This is a genomic window from Neisseria flavescens, from assembly GCF_001618065.1.
Classification (GTDB): domain Bacteria; phylum Pseudomonadota; class Gammaproteobacteria; order Burkholderiales; family Neisseriaceae; genus Neisseria; species Neisseria flavescens_A.
Genome location: NZ_LAEI01000025.1, coordinates 1 through 18,494 on the forward strand (window position 1 = coordinate 1; position 18,494 = coordinate 18,494).

General features: G+C 46.3%; 20 protein-coding genes and 2 pseudogenes. 11 read left to right on the forward strand and 11 right to left on the reverse strand.

Annotated elements, in window-relative coordinates; genetic code table 11:
- Positions 1 to 144: 144 nt before the first annotated feature.
- The 7 genes and pseudogenes from TW89_RS04250 to ruvB form a co-directional block, all read right to left on the reverse strand.
- Positions 145 to 513, reverse strand: a complete 369-nt coding sequence (locus TW89_RS04250; RefSeq protein WP_128580648.1) for a VanZ family protein — start codon at positions 511 to 513, stop codon at positions 145 to 147.
- The gene (locus tag TW89_RS04255; RefSeq protein WP_128580649.1) at positions 510 to 719 is read right to left on the reverse strand and encodes a dioxygenase; all 210 of its coding nucleotides are present in this window, start codon (positions 717 to 719) and stop codon (positions 510 to 512) included. Before TW89_RS04255 ends, TW89_RS04250 begins: the two co-directional genes overlap by 4 nt.
- Positions 720 to 822: 103 nt before the next feature.
- Positions 823 to 1,401: an aminoacyl-tRNA hydrolase gene (pth, locus tag TW89_RS04260; RefSeq protein WP_003683307.1), complete on the reverse strand. Its 579-nt coding sequence runs from the start codon at positions 1,399 to 1,401 to the stop codon at positions 823 to 825.
- Between the two features lie 54 nt (positions 1,402 to 1,455).
- A complete protein-coding gene (locus TW89_RS04265) occupies positions 1,456 to 1,728 on the reverse strand; it encodes an RnfH family protein (RefSeq protein ID WP_128580650.1) in 273 nt (90 codons plus the stop codon).
- The gene (locus TW89_RS04270) at positions 1,721 to 2,152 is read right to left on the reverse strand and encodes a type II toxin-antitoxin system RatA family toxin (protein ID WP_128580651.1); all 432 of its coding nucleotides are present in this window, start codon (positions 2,150 to 2,152) and stop codon (positions 1,721 to 1,723) included. Before TW89_RS04270 ends, TW89_RS04265 begins: the two co-directional genes overlap by 8 nt.
- A gap of 90 nt (positions 2,153 to 2,242) precedes the next feature.
- A pseudogene (locus TW89_RS04275) lies at positions 2,243 to 4,151 on the reverse strand (ATP-binding cassette domain-containing protein).
- Positions 4,152 to 4,273: 122 nt separating this feature from the next.
- Positions 4,274 to 5,305 (reverse strand): Holliday junction branch migration DNA helicase RuvB, encoded by a 1,032-nt coding sequence (gene ruvB / locus TW89_RS04280; RefSeq protein ID WP_128580652.1) that lies wholly within the window; start codon positions 5,303 to 5,305, stop codon positions 4,274 to 4,276.
- A gap of 216 nt (positions 5,306 to 5,521) precedes the next feature.
- Here ruvB and cmk point away from each other — a divergent pair, with 216 nt between their 5' ends.
- The 10 genes and pseudogenes from cmk (at position 5,522) to TW89_RS04335 (ending at position 15,315) form a co-directional block, all read left to right on the forward strand.
- The gene (cmk, locus tag TW89_RS04285; protein WP_128580653.1) at positions 5,522 to 6,181 is read left to right on the forward strand and encodes a (d)CMP kinase; all 660 of its coding nucleotides are present in this window, start codon (positions 5,522 to 5,524) and stop codon (positions 6,179 to 6,181) included.
- A gap of 154 nt (positions 6,182 to 6,335) precedes the next feature.
- Positions 6,336 to 8,021, forward strand: coding sequence for a 30S ribosomal protein S1 (gene rpsA, locus TW89_RS04290; RefSeq protein WP_003678994.1), 1,686 nt, complete (start codon positions 6,336 to 6,338; stop codon positions 8,019 to 8,021).
- A gap of 10 nt (positions 8,022 to 8,031) precedes the next feature.
- The gene (locus tag TW89_RS04295) at positions 8,032 to 8,346 is read left to right on the forward strand and encodes an integration host factor subunit beta (protein WP_003678992.1); all 315 of its coding nucleotides are present in this window, start codon (positions 8,032 to 8,034) and stop codon (positions 8,344 to 8,346) included.
- 261 nt (positions 8,347 to 8,607) lie between these two features.
- Entirely contained in the window at positions 8,608 to 9,744 is a 1,137-nt protein-coding gene (gene zapE, locus TW89_RS04305; protein ID WP_128580655.1) for a cell division protein ZapE, read from the forward strand.
- 94 nt (positions 9,745 to 9,838) lie between these two features.
- Positions 9,839 to 10,263 (forward strand): annotated as a pseudogene (gene ndk / locus TW89_RS04310) (nucleoside-diphosphate kinase).
- 168 nt (positions 10,264 to 10,431) lie between these two features.
- Positions 10,432 to 11,520: a 23S rRNA (adenine(2503)-C(2))-methyltransferase RlmN gene (gene rlmN, locus TW89_RS04315; RefSeq protein ID WP_128580656.1), complete on the forward strand. Its 1,089-nt coding sequence runs from the start codon at positions 10,432 to 10,434 to the stop codon at positions 11,518 to 11,520.
- Between the two features lie 8 nt (positions 11,521 to 11,528).
- Positions 11,529 to 12,284, forward strand: coding sequence for a type IV pilus biogenesis/stability protein PilW (gene pilW, locus TW89_RS04320; protein ID WP_128580657.1), 756 nt, complete (start codon positions 11,529 to 11,531; stop codon positions 12,282 to 12,284).
- Complete coding sequence (locus tag TW89_RS04325) at positions 12,285 to 13,169, forward strand: helix-turn-helix domain-containing protein (protein ID WP_128580658.1); 885 nt, start codon at positions 12,285 to 12,287, stop codon at positions 13,167 to 13,169. It begins immediately after the preceding gene.
- 1 nt (position 13,170) lies between these two features.
- The gene (gene ispG / locus TW89_RS04330; protein WP_128580659.1) at positions 13,171 to 14,436 is read left to right on the forward strand and encodes a flavodoxin-dependent (E)-4-hydroxy-3-methylbut-2-enyl-diphosphate synthase; all 1,266 of its coding nucleotides are present in this window, start codon (positions 13,171 to 13,173) and stop codon (positions 14,434 to 14,436) included.
- 33 nt (positions 14,437 to 14,469) lie between these two features.
- Complete coding sequence (locus TW89_RS04335; protein ID WP_128580660.1) at positions 14,470 to 15,315, forward strand: DUF817 domain-containing protein; 846 nt, start codon at positions 14,470 to 14,472, stop codon at positions 15,313 to 15,315.
- Between the two features lie 58 nt (positions 15,316 to 15,373).
- Here TW89_RS04335 and TW89_RS04340 read toward each other — a convergent pair whose 3' ends face one another.
- The 4 genes from TW89_RS04340 to TW89_RS04355 form a co-directional block, all read right to left on the reverse strand.
- Positions 15,374 to 16,915 (reverse strand): L-lactate MFS transporter, encoded by a 1,542-nt coding sequence (locus TW89_RS04340; RefSeq protein ID WP_128580661.1) that lies wholly within the window; start codon positions 16,913 to 16,915, stop codon positions 15,374 to 15,376.
- A gap of 353 nt (positions 16,916 to 17,268) precedes the next feature.
- Positions 17,269 to 17,568 (reverse strand): hypothetical protein, encoded by a 300-nt coding sequence (locus tag TW89_RS04345; protein ID WP_004519791.1) that lies wholly within the window; start codon positions 17,566 to 17,568, stop codon positions 17,269 to 17,271.
- Positions 17,569 to 17,620: 52 nt separating this feature from the next.
- Positions 17,621 to 17,923 (reverse strand): hypothetical protein, encoded by a 303-nt coding sequence (locus TW89_RS04350; protein ID WP_128580662.1) that lies wholly within the window; start codon positions 17,921 to 17,923, stop codon positions 17,621 to 17,623.
- Positions 17,924 to 17,929: 6 nt separating this feature from the next.
- A complete protein-coding gene (locus TW89_RS04355; RefSeq protein WP_004519793.1) occupies positions 17,930 to 18,172 on the reverse strand; it encodes a polymorphic toxin type 50 domain-containing protein in 243 nt (80 codons plus the stop codon).
- A 45-nt stretch (positions 18,173 to 18,217) separates the two neighbouring features.
- On the opposite strand from TW89_RS04355, the gene TW89_RS04360 reads away from it, so the two are divergent.
- Positions 18,218 to 18,494, forward strand: a 277-nt coding sequence (locus TW89_RS04360; protein WP_225522176.1) for an NAD(P)H-dependent oxidoreductase, incomplete at its 3' end; no start/stop codon positions are given.

Consider the following 18,494-nt stretch of genomic DNA (forward strand, 5'->3'; position numbering starts at 1 on the left):
GTATCCAAGGGAGATTAAGGGGATATTTGAGTAGAATCGGTGGATATTTGAAACGAAAACAGCCGAAATCCTGTTTTGGGCTTCGGCTGTTGAGGAAAGGGCTATTTTGCAAAGGTCTCGGCCTTTTAACTTCTTTAAATATGTCTAACTTTTTGCTGCTTTAACTTTTTCTGCAAACCACAGCGCCGCAGCCGTACCTGCCATATCGGCAATACCGTCTGCAATCGAACCTTGGCGCGTAGTAGTCAGAAATGCTTGAGCCAGCTCGCTGCCTACTGCAAACAATAAAGCAGCAAACAGAATGCCTTTATAGGGAATAGTCCTATTGTCTTGAATAAATATTTTTGCGCACAGCCATGCCTGTCCGAAAAACAGTCCGAAATGGCCGACTTTATCAAAATGGGGAAATGGGGGAGCGCTATTGCCGCCCTCTTTGAAAAGTAAGGCATAAATGGCGGCGGCAAACCAAATACAAGCAGCGGCAGTAAATTTGTTTAATGGTAAGGCTTTCATTTGTCGGCCTCTTCATCCAACCATGTTTGGCAGATATCTGCCAAGCGGACAAATTTCCCACCCCGCGCCTCCAAAATATCACGCCATTGTGCCACTTCTTCTGCATCCGGGGCATCTTCAATACTGCATTCGTAAAGGCAGAAGTCTAATGTTTCGCCAACAATGCCTGGGGCTTCGGTCTGCATAAGGCTGGTCAGTTCATTCATATTTACTGTTTCTTTAATTGGTTTATCGCTAGCCAGACTGCGCCATCTATTTTCAGGCCGTCTGAACATGATGTGCAAGGCTACCCGTTTGATTTGGGCACGCTTACTTACTGTGTAAAAAACGTGTTGCCTCTTCCCATTCGCCATTCAACACGGCCGGCAATCCTTGCAGGGATTTAGCAATGGAGTCATCAATTTGCTGTCTGTGTTCTGCTGACGGTTTATTCAACACATAACCGACAACCAGATTACGGTCGCCAGGATGATCAATACCTAAGCGTAGACGGTAGAAATTAGGCGTACCCAAACGAGCCTGAATGTCTTTGAGGCCGTTGTGTCCGCCGTTGCCGCCGCCAAGTTTGAATTTGATACGGCCGCATGGAATATCCAGCTCGTCATGAACCACCAAGATTTCCTCCGGTTTAATCTTGTAAAACTGAGCCAAAGCGGCTACTGCCTGACCGGAGCGGTTCATAAAGGTCATGGGTTTGAGCAGCCAAACATCGCCATCCGGCGTAGTGGCGCGCGCTACTTCACCGTAAAATTTCTTCTCATCTTTAAAATTGACTTTCCATTTCCATGCCAGTTCGTCCAACAGCCAAAAGCCGACATTGTGGCGCGTTTGTTCGTATTCTTGGCCTGGATTACCCAAACCGACGATTAATTTAATTTTCAAGCTCATTACTGTTCTTTCAGTTTGACAGGCCGTCTGAAAAAGTTTCAGACGGCCTTCGATTTATTCTTGCCCGGCGCGTTTACGTCGCGCTTCTTTCGGATCAATCAACAATGGACGATAGACCTCAATCCGATCGCCATCGCGCAACACAGTTTCGTCTTTCACAGCCTTGCCGAAAATACCCAAAGGCGCTTGCTGTAAATCCAACTCTGGGAATTCCACCTCCAAACCGCTTTGCAGGGCAGCTTCGCGTATGGTTGTACCTTCGGCAACGGTCATGCTCTTCAACACTTGCCTATCGGCCAGCCCGTAAACAATTTCAATCTCAAGCATAGCGGTGGTCGGCCTCTTTAATAAAAGCATCCACCAGCGTACCGGCAAGATGGCCGAACACCGGGGAAATCATGGCAGAAAGTACGGCATTGGAGAAATCGTATTCTAATCTGAATTCAACTTTGCACATATCATCGCCCAAATCAATAAATTTCCAAGTGCCGCGCAGGGTTTTAAACGGCCCTTCGAGCAAATCTATGCGGATTTCCTGCCCCGGTATATTGTGGTTGTGCGTCGCAAACGACTGCTTGACGCGCATATAGTCCATAAACAGGCGCGCTTTTAGCTCATTGTCTTTGCGTTCGATGACTTCGGTCTTGCTGTACCATGGTAAAAATCTTGGATAGTCCTCAACTTTGTCCACCAGCTCAAACATTTCCTTAGCGCTATGCAGCACCAATACGTTTTTCTCGACTTTTTTCATGTTGGTTGTAGACCTTTTTTTTGAATATTCGGGATTCAGACGGCATGATTTAGAAAAATATCTGCCCTACTTTGGGACAAAATTCCTAATTTAAACCGCTTCGCCATTTTGTTTCGCTTCCAGCCATTCCCAGCGTTCCAGCTTTTCCAAAAGCAGCATTTCAATTTCTTCAGCCCTGCTTTGCAATGCACCTGCTTTTTCGTAATCTTTGAAAATTTCAGGATCGGAAAGCTGGGTATTGATTTCAGCCTGTTCGGTTTCCAAAGCGGCGATTTCATCAGGCAGGGCGTCGAGTTCGCGCTGTTCTTTGTAGGAAAGTTTGACCGTGCGGTTGGCTTTGGGTTTGACTTTTTCAGGCTCGGCAGCCGCTTTAGGCGCAGAGGCCGTCTGAATTTTATCTTCCCGCGATTTTGCGTCAATATAGTCCTGATAGCCGCCGATGTATTCTTTCAGACGGCCTTGTCCTTCAAAAACAATGCTTTGGGTAATCACGTTATCCAAGAACATACGGTCATGCGAGACAAAGGAATACCGTGCCTTGATAATCACGCAGCAAATCTTCGAGCAGCTCTTGGGTGTCGATGTCCAAGTCATTGGTCGGTTCGTCCAAGACCAAAATATTGGCAGGACGGGTAAAGAGTTTTGCCAGCAAAAGGCGGTTGCGTTCGCCGCCGGAGAGCGATGAAACAGGACTTTGTGCGCGGGCTGGATGGAACAGGAAATCTTCCAAATAGCTCATCACATGCTTTTTCTTACCGCCGACTTCAACGTAATCATTGCCCTGTCCGAGCGTGTAAAACACGGTGTCGTTTTCATTCAACGCGCTGCGGAACTGGTCAAAATAGGCAACTTCCTGCTTGCTGCCGATGCGGATTCTGCCGTAGGTCGGCTGCAATTCGCCCAAAATCAGCTTGAGGAAGGTGGTTTTACCGATACCGTTTGGACCGATTAAGCCGATTTTGTCGCCGCGCTGCAAAATGGCGGAGAATTTGTCCATGATGACTTTGTCACCGTAGGCAAACGAGGCGTGTTCCAATTCAGCGATGATTTTGCCGCTTTTCTCGCCGCTGTCGAGCTTGAAGTTGACCTGCCCTTGTACATTGCGGCGCTCGGCACGCTGGCGGCGCAATTCTTCCAAACGGCGCACGCGGCCTTCGTTGCGGGTGCGGCGCGCTTCGATGCCTTTGCGTATCCATGCTTCTTCCTGAGCATGGAATTTATCAAACAAGCGGTTATGTTCCGCTTCCACTACCAACTCTTGCGCTTTTTTCTCGCTGTATTTGGAGAACGAGCCGGGATAGGAGCGCAGAATGCCGCGGTCTAGTTCGACGATGCGCGTGGCGATGTTGTCCAAAAAACGGCGGTCGTGGGTAATCACAACCAAGCTGCCTTCAAACGCTTTGAGCAGGTTTTCCAGCCAGATAATCGCGTCGATATCCAAATGGTTGGTCGGTTCGTCCAGCAGCAATACGTCGGGCTTTTGCACCCAAGCCTGCGCCAAGGCGACGCGCTTTTTCTGACCGCCGGAGAGGTTGCCGATTTTTTCGTTTTCCGGTAAACCCAGTTCCCCCAAAGTCTGCTTGACTGCCGCATCCAGCTTCCAGCCGTCCTTCGCTTCGATTTCAAGTTGAAATTCATTGAGTTCTTTCAACAAAGCCTCACTCGAACCATTTTCCAACTCATGGCTGACATGATGATAACGGCGCAATAAATCGCGAATTTCGCCCAAACCTTCAGCAACGGTATCAAATACGGTTGCGTCCTTATCAAAAAAGGATTCCTGCGGTACATAAACGATTTTAAGGTTGTTTTGAACAATAATCTGCCCATCATCGAGCTTTTGTACGCCTGCAAGGATTTTTAAAAACGAAGACTTACCCGCGCCATTACGACCGATTAAACCGATTTTCTCGCCGCTGTCGAGTTGAAAAGAAGTTTTGTCGAGCAAGGCAACATGGCCGACGGCAAAAGAAGCATTTTCTACGGATAAGATATTCATGGGGAAACTTCAAAAAAGAAAAGGGGGACATTTTAACCGATTATCGGCAGATATTTACCGACAATCATATGAAATTGAAAGTATCAGGCCGTCTGAAAGCGGTTTTCAGACGGCCTTCATTATTATTCTTGAACCTTCAAGTCAAAATGCAGATAGGCTCGTTCGGTTGCTACGCGTCCGCGCGGTGTACGCTGCAAAAAGCCCTGCTGAATCAGATATGGTTCAATCACATCTTCGATGGTATCGGTTGATTCGCCAATCGCAGCAGCCACGTTTTCCAAACCGACTGGACCGCCGCTGAATTTGTGCAGAATCGCCTCAAGGAATTTTCTGTCCATCACATCCAAACCCTGACCGTCCACGTCCAGCATACTCAAAGCCGCATCAGCAATTTCTGCATCAATGATACCGTTGTTTTTCACATCGGCATAATCACGCACACGTCGCAAAAGGCGGTTGGCAATACGCGGCGTACCGCGGCTGCGCTTGGCCACTTCCATCGCGCCCTCGTCGCCCATATCCAACTGCAATAGTTGAGCAGAACGGGCAACAATAGTCGCTAAATCTTTATTCTGATAAAACTCTAATCGGGATACGATACCGAAACGGTCGCGCAAAGGATTGGTCAGCATACCGGCGCGGGTCGTCGCGCCTACCAATGTAAACGGCGGCAAATCTATTTTGACCGAACGCGCGGCCGGTCCTTCGCCTATCATGATGTCCAACTGATAATCTTCAAGCGCAGGATAAAGGATTTCTTCAACCACGGGGCTTAAACGGTGGATTTCATCAATAAACAGCACATCATGAGGCTCGAGGTTGGTCAACAAGGCTGCAAGGTCGCCGGCACGTTCCAAAACCGGGCCGCTGGTTTGACGCAAATTAACGCCTAACTCTTTGGCGATAATGTGTGCCAAAGTAGTTTTACCCAAACCCGGAGGGCCAAACAGCAAAGTGTGGTCAAGCGCTTCGCCACGTTTTTTCGCCGCCTGAATAAAAATGGCCAACTGCTCTTTTGCTTTATCCTGCCCGATATAGTCGTCTAAAGTTTTCGGACGTAAAGCGCGTTCAAGCAATTCTTCCTGAGCGGAAATATTTTGAGCAGTGATAATGCGCTGAGGTTGTGCAGAAGTAAGATTATCGGTTTGTAACATAATGTTTCTAAATTCTAAGACCGTTCCCGACCCGTTATTTCAGACGGCCCGAACAATCAGATAAAACGGTTAAATTATGATTTTGGCCATTATACCCGATAAGGCCGAGCCGCTTTCCCCTCAAATCTAAATCCCACGAAAATTTTCGTTTTCAGACAGCCAAAGCAACGTATAATAAACGGTTAATTCAAATACCTATCGCATTCAGGAGAACACATGAGCCTCAAGCAAAAAGTCATCGCCATCGACGGCCCCAGCGCATCCGGTAAAGGGACGGTTGCCTCACGCGTAGCCGAAGCCTTGGGTTTTCTTTACCTCGACTCCGGTGCGCTTTACCGCCTGACTGCACTTTACGCACAAAAACAAAATGTTGCCTGGACAGATGAAGATGTCGTCAGCACACTGGCAGAAACTTTACCCGTACAATTTGAAGGCAGCGTCGTATTATTGAACGGCGAAGATGTATCCGAGCAAATCCGTACCGAAGCGATTGGCATGGGCGCATCTGCCGTCGCACAGTTGCCTAAAGTGCGTACCGCCCTTTTGCAACGCCAACGCGACTTCCTAACCGAAAAAGGCTTGGTCGCCGACGGCCGCGATATCGGCTCGGTTATTTTCCCTGATGCCGCATTAAAAATTTTCCTGACCGCAAGTGCCAATGTCCGCGCCCAACGTCGTGCCAAACAACTCGGTATCCCATGCGAAGGCGTTGCATTCGAGCGTATTTTGTCGGACATTGAAGCGCGCGACGAAGCAGACCGCCGCCGCCCTGTTGCTCCGTTGAAACAGCTGCCCGATGCCCTGCTTTTAGATACTGATAACCTTTCTATCGAAGAAGCTGTAAAAAAAGTGCTTGATTGGTATCATAAAGTTTAAAATTTGGAGTATAATCGCGAAGTTTTCATTTCAGACGGCCTGTTAACCCTATAACAAGGCCGTCTGAAAACATTTCCCAACCTGCCGCGCCAAGGACGGCAGGTCATTTCAAACCTAACCCGCACCCCTTGGCGGTGTACCGAAAAGAGTATATATGACTATGGAAAATTTTGCCCAGCTGCTGGAAGAAAGCTTTACCCTGCAAGAGATGAACCCAGGTGAAGTGATTACTGCCGAAGTAGTCGGCATCGATCAAAACTTCGTTACCGTTAACGCAGGTCTGAAATCAGAATCTCTGATTGATGTTGCTGAATTCAAAAACGCTCAGGGCGAGATTGAAGTTAAAGTTGGCGATTTCGTTACCGTTACCATCGAATCTGTTGAAAACGGCTTCGGCGAAACCAAACTGTCCCGCGAAAAAGCCAAACGTGCTGCCGACTGGATCGCTTTGGAAGAAGCTATGGAAAACGGCGACATCCTGTCCGGCGTTATCAATGGCAAAGTCAAAGGTGGTCTGACTGTTATGATCAACAGCATCCGTGCATTCCTGCCGGGTTCTTTGGTTGACGTACGTCCTGTAAAAGACACTTCTCACTTCGAAGGCAAAGAAATTGAATTCAAAGTGATCAAACTGGACAAAAAACGCAACAACGTTGTTGTGTCCCGCCGCGCTGTTCTGGAAGCCACTTTGGGCGAAGAACGCAAAGCCTTGCTGGAAAACCTGCAAGAAGGTTCAGTTATCAAAGGTATCGTTAAAAATATCACCGACTACGGTGCATTCGTTGACTTGGGCGGCATCGACGGTCTGTTGCACATCACCGACTTGGCATGGCGCCGTGTGAAACACCCAAGCGAAGTTTTGGAAGTTGGTCAAGAAGTAGAAGCTAAAGTCCTGAAATTCGACCAAGACAAACAACGCGTTTCTCTGGGTATGAAACAACTGGGCGAAGATCCTTGGAGCGGCCTGACCCGTCGTTACCCACAAGGTACCCGCCTGTTCGGTAAAGTATCCAACCTGACCGACTACGGTGCGTTCGTTGAAATCGAACAAGGCATCGAAGGTTTGGTACACGTTTCCGAAATGGATTGGACCAACAAAAACGTACACCCAAGCAAAGTTGTTCAACTGGGTGACGAAGTTGAAGTAATGATCCTGGAAATCGACGAAGACCGCCGCCGTATCTCTTTGGGTATGAAACAATGCCAAGCTAACCCTTGGGAAGAGTTTGCCGCCAACCACAATAAAGGCGACAAAATCTCCGGCGCAGTTAAATCTATCACTGACTTCGGCGTATTCGTAGGCCTGCCTGGCGGCATCGACGGTCTAGTTCACTTGTCTGACCTGTCTTGGACTGAAGCCGGCGAAGAAGCTGTACGCAAATACAAAAAAGGCGAAGAAGTTGAAGCTGTTGTATTGGCAATCGATGTTGAAAAAGAACGCATCTCTTTGGGTATCAAACAACTGGAAGGTGATCCGTTCGGCAACTTCATCAGCGTAAACGACAAAGGTTCTTTGGTTAAAGGTTCTGTGAAATCTGTTGACGCCAAAGGTGCCGTAGTCGCTCTGTCTGAAGAAGTTGAAGGCTACCTGCCTGCTTCTGAATTCGCTGCTGACCGCGTTGAAGACCTGACTACCAAACTGAAAGAAGGCGACGAAGTTGAAGCCGTTATCGTTACCGTTGACCGCAAAAACCGCAGCATCCGTCTGTCTGTTAAAGCGAAAGACGCTAAAGAAAACCGCGAAGCGCTGAATTCAGTTAACGCCGCTGCAACTGCCAATGCCGGTACTACCAGCTTGGGCGACTTGCTGAAAGCCAAACTGTCCGGCGACCAAGAATAAGGTTGCAGACATGACGAAGTCTGAATTGATGGTTCGCCTTGCAGAAGTGTTTGCCGAAAAAAATGGCAACCAACTGCTGGCTAAAGATGTCGAATACAGTGTAAAAGTCTTGGTTGATACCATGACCCGTTCACTGGCTCGTGGACAACGTATCGAAATCCGCGGCTTCGGCAGCTTCGACTTGAACCACCGCCCTGCCCGTATCGGGCGCAACCCAAAAACCGGCGAACGCGTGGAAGTGCCAGAAAAGCATGTTCCTCACTTCAAACCGGGTAAAGAGTTGCGTGAGCGTGTAGACTTGGCATTGCAAGAAAGTGCTCATTAATACTTAGTAGCAAAACGCCGCAGAAATGCGGCGTTTTTTTTGTTTTCACAAGAAATACCAAAGCCGGCTCTTTTCACGCATACCTTAATCGCACACTATTTCAACTATATCTACTACAATGCTTTTACAAAAAACTCAGGCCGTCTGAAATCATTTATAATAGACCGACTATTCTGTAATGAAAACATCATTCCAACTACCGTCCAAACTATTGCGAATGATGTTTCAACTATCGCCAGTAAAGCATAATAAAGGTTACACATGAGCAATAGAGACCAACTATTCACACCACCTCCATTTGAAAACCACAGCCCATTGACTTGGTATCAAGCTGCAGCTGAGCAGCCCAACTTCATCCGCGATGAAGCCCAAGCGCGAGCCATTGAATATTTGGATCGTTTATGGACCGAGCTGATGATGTTCAAACGCAAACGCAACCGTTTTCTCGGCCGTAGCTTGCGTTCCCCCCAAGTACCTAAAGGACTCTATTTTTATGGCGGCGTAGGACGCGGTAAAAGCTTTTTGATGGATGCTTTTTTCGGCTGCCTCCCTTATCGTCGTAAGCGTCGCGTGCATTTCCATGCCTTCATGGCCGAAATCCATCAACGCCTTAAAGTCCTGAAAAGCGAAGCCAATCCCTTAAAAGCCGTTGCAACAGAAATTGCCAAAGAAACGCGCGTATTATGTTTTGACGAGTTCCACGTCAGCGATATTGCCGATGCCATGATTTTGGGCCGTTTACTGGAAAACCTGTTGAGTGAAGGTGTAGTCTTGGTAGCCACTTCCAACTACGCCCCATCCGAACTCTATCCTCAAGGCCAAAACCGCAGCAGCTTTCTCCCAACCATCGCCCTTATCGAGTCCAACCTGACCGTTTTAAATGTGGATGGCGGCGAAGATTACCGCTTGCGTACGCTGCGTCCTGCCGAAATTTTCTTTGTCCCCAATAATGAAGAAAATGAGCAAAAACTGGCTGCTTTATTTAAGGAAATGAGCGGAATCTCTGAATTAAACCCAGGCATTAGCATTATTCATGGACGGGAAATTCCTCATAAAGCCCAGTCAGAACACGCCATCTGGTTTGATTTTCGCGCATTATGTTTTGGCCCGCGTTCACAAGCTGACTACCTGTACTTGGCCGAACATTATGAGATGGTTTTCCTTTCAGGATTAGAACGTCTAACCTCGCAAGAAAAAGCAGAAGCACGCCGTCTGACATGGTTAATTGACGTTTTATATGATTTCCGTGTGAAATTGTGCGCCACCAGTGCAGTTGGCGTAAACGATATTTATGTCGAAGGCGATTTCGCCGAGGAATTTACCCGTACAGCCAGCCGTATGATCGAAATGCAATCCGAAGTCTATTTGGAACAACCACACCTGACTTTAAGCAAATAATGCCTTTCCCAAAAAGAGGCGAAATTTGGTAGAATACACTTCCCTCGCCTCTTGGCTACGGCAACTTACCTATTAATAAAAACAAGGACATAACATGGCCATCGAACGTACGATTTCCATCATCAAACCCGATGCAGTAGAAAAAACGTCATCGGCAAGATTTACAGCCGCTTTGAAGAAAACGGCTTGCGCATTATTGCGGCGAAAATGAAACATCTCTCTGAGCGTGAAGCAAAAGAGTTTTATGCTGTACACAAAGACCGCCCTTTTTATGAAGACTTGGTTAAATTCATGACTCGCAATCCTGTTATGATTCAAGTATTGGAAGGTGAAAACGCCGTTGCCAAAAATCGTGAATTGATGGGCGCAACCAACCCAGCCGATGCAGCTCCGGGCACAATCCGTGCCGACTTTGCAGAATCTGTCAGTGTTAATGCCGTACATGGTTCTGACAGCGTTGAAAATGCTGCAATTGAAATTGCTTACTTCTTCAGCCAAAGCGAAATCTGCCCTCGCTAAGAGTAAAAGCCTGTAGCCGCTCTACGGCCGTCCGATTCATATCGGACGGCAAAACTGCTTTGTATGTCCTACAAATTAAAGGCCGTCTGAAAACATAAAGGCTTTTAAAGCAAAGCTGCCCAATAAGCCCCTTTGCTTTAAAAGCTTTACTGAGAAACATAAAAATACATGAAAACCAATCTACTGAATTACGATTTAAACGGACTGACGCAACACTTTGCCGAAATGGGTGAAAAGCCTTTTCGAGCCAAGCAGGTAATGCGTTGGATGCATCAAGTGGGTGCACAAAACTTTGAAGAAATGACTGACTTGGCCAAATCATTGCGCGCCAAACTGAATGAACAAGCCACAATCGAAGTGCCTAAATTAATGATGGCACAAGAATCTACGGACGGTACACGCAAATGGTTGCTGGATGTCGGCACGGGCAACGGTGTAGAAACCGTTTTCATTCCCGAAGCTGAACGCGGTACTTTGTGCATCTCTTCCCAAGTAGGTTGTGCATTGGAATGCACCTTCTGCTCTACCGGTCGACAAGGTTTCAACCGCAACCTGACTGCCGCTGAAATTATCGGTCAGCTTTGGTGGGCCAATAAAGCCATGGGTGTTACCCCTAAAAACGAACGCGTTATCTCCAACGTGGTGATGATGGGTATGGGCGAGCCTATGGCAAACTTTGACAATGTTGTTACTGCTTTGAGCATTATGTTGGATGATCATGGCTACGGCTTGAGCCGCCGTCGCGTGACCGTTTCCACTTCGGGTATGGTTCCACAAATGGATAGACTGCGTGATGCAATGCCTGTTGCTTTGGCTGTATCTTTACACGCATCCAACGATGAAGTGCGCGATCAGATTGTTCCCCTCAACAAAAAATACCCGCTTAAAGAATTGATGGCGGCCTGTCAACGTTATCTGGTCAAAGCCCCTCGCGACTTTATTACCTTTGAATACGTTATGCTCGACGGTATCAACGATAAAGCGCAACATGCGCGCGAATTGATTGAATTGGTTAAAGACGTACCATGCAAATTCAATCTAATTCCGTTCAATCCTTTCCCAAATTCCGGCTACGAACGTTCTACCAATGAAAATATCCGTGTCTTCCGCGATATTCTGCAACAAGCCGGCTTTGTCGTTACTGTCCGCAAAACCCGAGGCGACGATATCGATGCCGCTTGCGGACAACTGGCCGGACAAGTACAAGATAAAACACGCCGCCAACAAAAATGGCAACAAATTTTGGTCGAACAATAAGGTTAATTATGAAAATCAAGTTCGGATTCGCTTTACTTACCACACTGACTCTTTCTGCCTGCGCATCCTCTTCCGGACCAAGCCCCAAAGAACGTGCCATTCAGGTTTCCAATATCAAAACCCAGCTTGCCGTAGAATATATGCGCGGCCAAAACTACCGCCAAGCTACCGAAAGTATCGAAGAGGCGCTTAAATTCAATTCAAAAAACGATATTGCTTGGTTGGTACGCGCTGAAATTTATCAGTATCTGAAAGTCCGCGATAAAGCTCAAGAAAGCTTTCTTAAAGCATTATCTTTAAAACCGGATAGTGCTGAAGTTAACAACAATTACGGTTGGTTCTTATGCAATCAAATGAATGCACCTGCAGAATCTATGGCTTATTTTGATAAGGCACTGGCCGACCCGACCTACCCGAGCCCCTTTATTGCTAATATGAATAAAGGTATTTGCAGCGCAAGGTTAGGCCAATACTCTTTGGCTCAAGCCTATTTGGAAAGGTCTTTGGCGGCCAATCCACAATTCTTCCCTGCTTTCAAAGAGCTTGCCCGAACCAAAATGATGGCAGGCAATCTGAACGATGCCGACTATTATTTCCGCCAATACCAAAGTAAAGTCGATGTCCTGCAGGCTGACGATTTACTTTTAGGCTGGCGCTTGGCCACTGCCTTGGGCAATAAACACGCCGCATACGAATACGAAGCCCAACTTAGGGCAAACTTCCCTTATTCAGACGAACTGCAAACTGTCACAACAGGCCACTAAATGGAAAATAACGATAAAATCAACTACGACACACAAGCCGCCAAAACATTGGGGGATGAATTACGCAAACACAGAACTGATGCCAAAATCGATATTCAAGATGTCGCCTCACGTTTGAAACTGTCTGCCGAACAAATTGATGCTTTGGAAAAAGGGGAATACTCAGGCTTTCCCGGTTTAGTCTTTGTTTCAGGCTATCTGCGCTCATATGCACGATTTCTGAAAATCGATGAACAAACCATCGCCAAACATTTACTCTCCATTACTCCGCAACTTGAAGACCATGTATACGCGGTAACACGCAGTGCCAACACAGGCTTAAGCTACAAAGACACTGAAAAGCAAGGCTTCCCAAAATGGATATTGGGAGTAGCCGCATTGGCTTTAGCAATAGGCAGTGTTTACTTTTGGCAAAGCAAATCCAGTTTTGAAAACGAGCAGGCAAATATTCAAAACAGCAAAGATGTTGCTGATACGATGAAAACGCCTGCCTTAAAAACGGATAATGTTGCCGTTAGCGAAATGACGGAAGACGGCAAAAAAGAAATCACCAATAAGCCTGAAGTGGCCAATGATCAAGCAGCCTCAGCAGCTTCCGCTGCCGTACAAGAAGAGAAACCTGCCGTCAAAGTTGAGAAAGACGAACTTTGGATTAAAGTCCAATACCGAAGCAATCTGATTATTGCAGACAAAGATGGAAAAGTAGTATTCAGCCGTATTGTTCCGGCCGGAAGCGAACAACGTCTGAGAGGCGGCGCGCCCTACAATGTTTGGATCGGTATTGCAGCCGGCTCGGAAGCCAATTACGGCGGCACACCTATCGAACCTTTGAAATACCGTGTTACCGGTGAAAAATCCGCCTCTTTTGTTGCAGGAAAAAACTAAAATGACCACACCTAAACGCCGTCAGACACATCAAGTCAAAATTGACCACCTCATCGTCGGTTCGGATGCGCCCGTTGTTGTGCAATCTATGACCAATACCGATACCGCAGATGCAGAAGCAACCGCCCGACAGGTCAAAGAGTTGAGCGATGCCGGCTCGGAAATGGTTCGCATCACGGTCAATACTCCGGAAGCGGCTTCCAAAGTAGCCGAAATCCGCAGCCGCTTAGACGATATGGGCTACACCACGCCTTTGATTGGTGATTTCCATTTTAATGGCGAACGCTTATTGGCCGAATTTCCTGAGTGCGGCAAGGCCCTGTCTAAATACCGCATCAACCCTGGCAATGTCGGCAAAGGTGCAAAAGGCGATGAAAAATTTGCCTTTATGATTCGTACTGCCGCAGAAAACAATAAAGCCGTACGCATCGGTGTGAACTGGGGTTCGCTTGATCAAAGCCTTGCCAAACGTATGATGGATGCCAACCTAGCTTCTGCTACACCGAAGCCGCCTGAAGAAATCATGAAAGAGGCTTTGATTGTTTCGGCGCTGGAATCGGCAGAAAAAGCCGTGGCTTTGGGCTTGCCCGAAGACAAAATCATTTTGTCGTGCAAGGTCAGCGCCGTACAAGACTTGATTCAGGTTTACCGCGAATTAGGCAGCCGTTGCCGTTACCCACTCCATCTCGGTCTGACTGAGGCTGGCATGGGCAGCAAGGGCATTGTGGCTTCCACCGCAGCTTTGGCCGTATTGTTGCAAGAAGGTATCGGCGACACCATTCGAATTTCCCTTACGCCCGAACCTGGCTCCCCGCGTACACAAGAAGTCATTGTCGGTCAGGAAATCCTGCAAACCATGGGCTTGCGCTCCTTTACACCAATGGTTACAGCCTGCCCGGGTTGCGGCCGTACCACCAGTACCGTATTCCAAGAGTTGGCTCAAGACGTACAAAACTATTTACGCCAAAAAATGACTATTTGGCGCACTAAGTATCCAGGCGTTGAATCATTGAACGTCGCCGTAATGGGGTGCGTGGTAAATGGTCCGGGTGAAAGCAAGCTTGCCGACATCGGTATCAGCCTGCCCGGTACAGGCGAAACTCCGGTTGCGCCGGTTTATGTAGACGGCGAACGGAAAGTTACCCTCAAAGGCGATAATATCGCTGCCGAGTTTTTACAAATCGTTGAAGATTATGTCAAAACCAACTACTGCGAAGGTGGTGCAAAACGTAAGCAAAACCGTATCATTCCGATTCAATCTGCCTAAAACATTTTCAAGATAAAGAGGCCGTCTGAAAATATGTTGGGCAAACTGGATACTTGGCTGACTGAGCATCCCAAACGCAAAGATTTGCATGGTTGGCGACGCTTTATCGTTGAATTTTGGTTTTTTGGTTTGAAAGAAGCACGAGCCTGCTTATTTGCAGGCTTGTTTTTCATTGCCATGTTTCTTATTCCGAAAACAGGTTGGCTGGGAATTTCGCGCTATGACCTCCTGCTGATTTTTGCCGTCTCCGTGCAAGCAGCCATGCTGTATTTCAAGCTGGAAACTTGGGATGAAGTAAAATCGATTACGTTGTTTCACTTGGTCGGCTTTGCTTTAGAGTGGTTCAAGACATCAGGCGGTATCCAATCCTGGAGCTATCCGGAAGAAGCATATACCAAAATCGGCGGCATACCGCTGTTTGCGGGCTTTATGTATGCCGCGGTCGGCAGCTATATTATCCAAGCATGGCGGCTGTTTGACCTCAAAATCAAAAGCCATCCGCCATATTGGTTGGGCACTTTGTGCGCGCTGGCGATTTATATCAATTTTTTCACCCATCACTATATCGGCGACTATCGCTGGTATCTCGCAGCCTTTGCCCTCGGCCTATACGCCCGGACGACAGTCTTGTACACGCCCTATGACACCACTCGCAAAATGCCGCTCCTGCTCGCTTTTGTCCTGATTGGATTTTTCATTTGGCTGGCGGAAAATTTAGGAACTTTATTCGGCGTTTGGCGCTATCCCAACCAAATCGGCGCGTGGGCATCAGTACACATCAGCAAATGGAGCTCATGGGCTTTATTGGTGATGATGACTTTTACCATCGTTGCGAATTTAAAACACATCAAACATACCATCAGCGTATCGAAAGATTAGTTGCTTAATATTTTTAAAGGCCGTCTGAAACTTTCAGACGGCCTCTAATTTTCAGTAATCAATTAAACAAACTTAAGGCTTTAACAAACACCATAATGACGCCATAGCCCAAAGGAATGCAAACCAAAGCCCAGCGCCACCATACGCCGATACCACCTGCTGATACTTTCTTGCTGATCAGATAAGCATCGGATACAGCGGTTTCATCATCGGGGTTACCACTATGTGCCGCGACCTTAATGTCTTTTTCGTGATGCTTTTCATGAACCGAACGGACACTCAAATTACACAGTAAACCGACAATCAACAAACCCGCCATAATATACATGGTAATGCTATAAGCTTCAGCAGCCGGAACACCGCTTTCAATTTGACTTTGGCGGATATAGTTAACCAACACCGGGCCAATAACGGCCGCAGTTGACCATGCCAGCAAAATCCTGCCGTGGATTGCACCGACTTGATAAGTACCGAACAAATCCTTCAGATACGCTGGAATCGCTGCAAAACCGCCGCCATACATGGAAATGATGACGCAGAAACCAATAACAAACAAAGCCTTGTTACCGCTATCGCCAATAGACGGAATGGCAAAATACAACAGCGAGCCGAGTACAAAGAAAATAGTATAAGTATTTTTACGGCCAATTTTGTCGGACACGCTGGACCACAAAAAACGGCCGCCCATATTAAACAGGCTCAACAGACTCACAAAACCTGCCGCCGCACCCGCGCCAATGGCAGCCTGTTTACCGACAGAAGTTTCAGAAAACAGCTCCTGAATCATGACGGAAGCCTGTCCCAACACACCAATACCGGCCGTTACATTCAAACACAACACCCAAAACAAGAGCCAAAATTGTGGTGTCTTCATGGCTTCGGAAACATTGACGTGATTACTGCTGACCAATTTTCTTTTGATTTTCGGCGTAACATAACCTTTAGGTTTCCAGCCATCGGCAGGTATGCGGATGGTAAACGCGCCAAACATCATCAACACCAAATAAAACAACCCTAAAACCACAAAAGTCTGCGCTACGCCAACCGAAGTTTCACTGGAGAAAAAACTCATCAGCGATACCGACAAAGGTGAGGCCAACATCGCGCCGCCGCCAAAACCCATAATCGCCAAACCTGTAGCCATGCCTGGTTTATCGGGAAACCATTTCATCAAAGTCGATACAGGCCCGATATAGCCCAAGCCCAAGCCAACACCGCCAATCACACCATTGCCCAAATAAAGCAAAAACAGATTGTGCGTATGAACGCCGATCGCCGACACAAAAAAGCCCAAGCTAAAGCAGCAGGCGGCAACAAACATTGCCTTACGCGGCCCAACGCGTTCCATCCATGTACCGAACATGGCCGCTGACGCGCCCAACATCGCCAAGGCAATACTGAAAATCCAACCCACCGTGGTCAGCTTCCAATCTCCTGCAGCCGACTCAGTGATACCGATAAGCTTGGTCAGCGGCGCATTGAACACGGAATAAGCGTATATCTGCCCGATGGCAAGATGCACGGCCAAAGCGGCAGGCGGTACCAGCCAACGATTAAAGCCTAGTTTGGCAATGGTCGCCTCACGGTCTAGAAATTTCATAAAATCCTCTTGTCTATGTGTGTCAAACGCTGATTCCATATCATGTGGAATCAGAAAATTGTTGACAATATTTTAGCATAATCTCCCGTTTATCCTTTTTCTGCTCCATGATAATTTTGCGTATCAGACAGAAAAACATTCATCTAAACCATTTCTTCACGCCAATATCGACAAAAAGGCCGAGACCTTTGCAAAAGTCTCAAGTTGACCGTATTGGCGGAAAAAATTCAAACGCGTAGTAAGGGCATTTTCAGGGAGTTGTTGAACAGTATGCATAAAATTCGGCAAATAATCGCAGTTCGGGGCAAGGATATTTGGGTGGCGCACCAAAATTACTACAAAATGACTTGCGTCTATTGGTAGGTGAATGCACTTTTATAAGAAATTTCCCCATCATAATAAATAATCCATGTAGAAATAAAATTTAAAGATTCTGGCTCATGCATAGATGTAATAAGTACTGAATGTTGCTTTTTTTCTATCCCATCAGCTATAGATGTAGCCCAGCTATTTTTATATTCTTCAATACCCCAATAGTCTATTGGAATATGTAATTCTTCTACATATTCACCTAAAGAGATTGAAGCCAAAATATGCATCCCATATCCATTATCAAAAGATGTACCTTTATCTTTAAAGAAAATACCAAACATTATTAATCCTTAATTCTTTTTAAATCCTTGTCATAAATAAATAGTTCCAATCTTATTCATATTTTTCACGGCGCTTATATACACATATATGATTATCAAAAGATAAATATTTAGGGTAATCAATCCTAACTAAATTCTCATCAATAGTATAATCCTCACCAAAATTAGAAATAATATCTGTACCAATTTCATAAATCTCTTCATTCCAATAGGTAGAGATATCTCCATCAATAACGATATAAATACTTATACAATTTTCATTGATTCTTACATAAACACCTCTAACCTCTTTGGTAATTTTACCTATCAAGGCATTTTGGGTAACAATTCTTAATCTTATAATGTCATTATTCATAGACTATTATTCCTTTGGTTTAGCCGGAACTACATGATATCCATTTTTACTATAATGAATAATCCCCATAGTTGTTGGGGTTTGATTTCCTGTAACAGGATCGATATAAATACCGATATTTTTATTGAAGTTCACCCTTTCTTTAGAACCAGGAAGCCCAATTTCAGTTTTTCCCACCTGCTGTCCAGTTCCTACATAACCTTTTAAAGAATCTAAACTTACAGTGATAAAGATGCAGTAAAAAGGCATAATGATAGCCCCATTTTTATAATTATTTATTTTAGGGGCAAAAAGATGAATATTTTATTACTAGACGGTAGAAAAGAGTTTGGTCATTCGCATGGTGAGTTGAACCATACGCTTCACAAAAAAGCGAAAGAAGTTTTGACCGCACTTGGACACAATGTACAAGAAACCGTGATTAATGCGGGCTATGATGTTGAAGCAGAAATCGAAAAATTCTTGTGGATGGATGCCGTGATTTGGCAGATGCCTGTTTGGTGGATGCACGAGCCTTGGACAGTGAAGAAATACATAGACGAAGTATTTATCGCTGGACACGGCAAGCTTT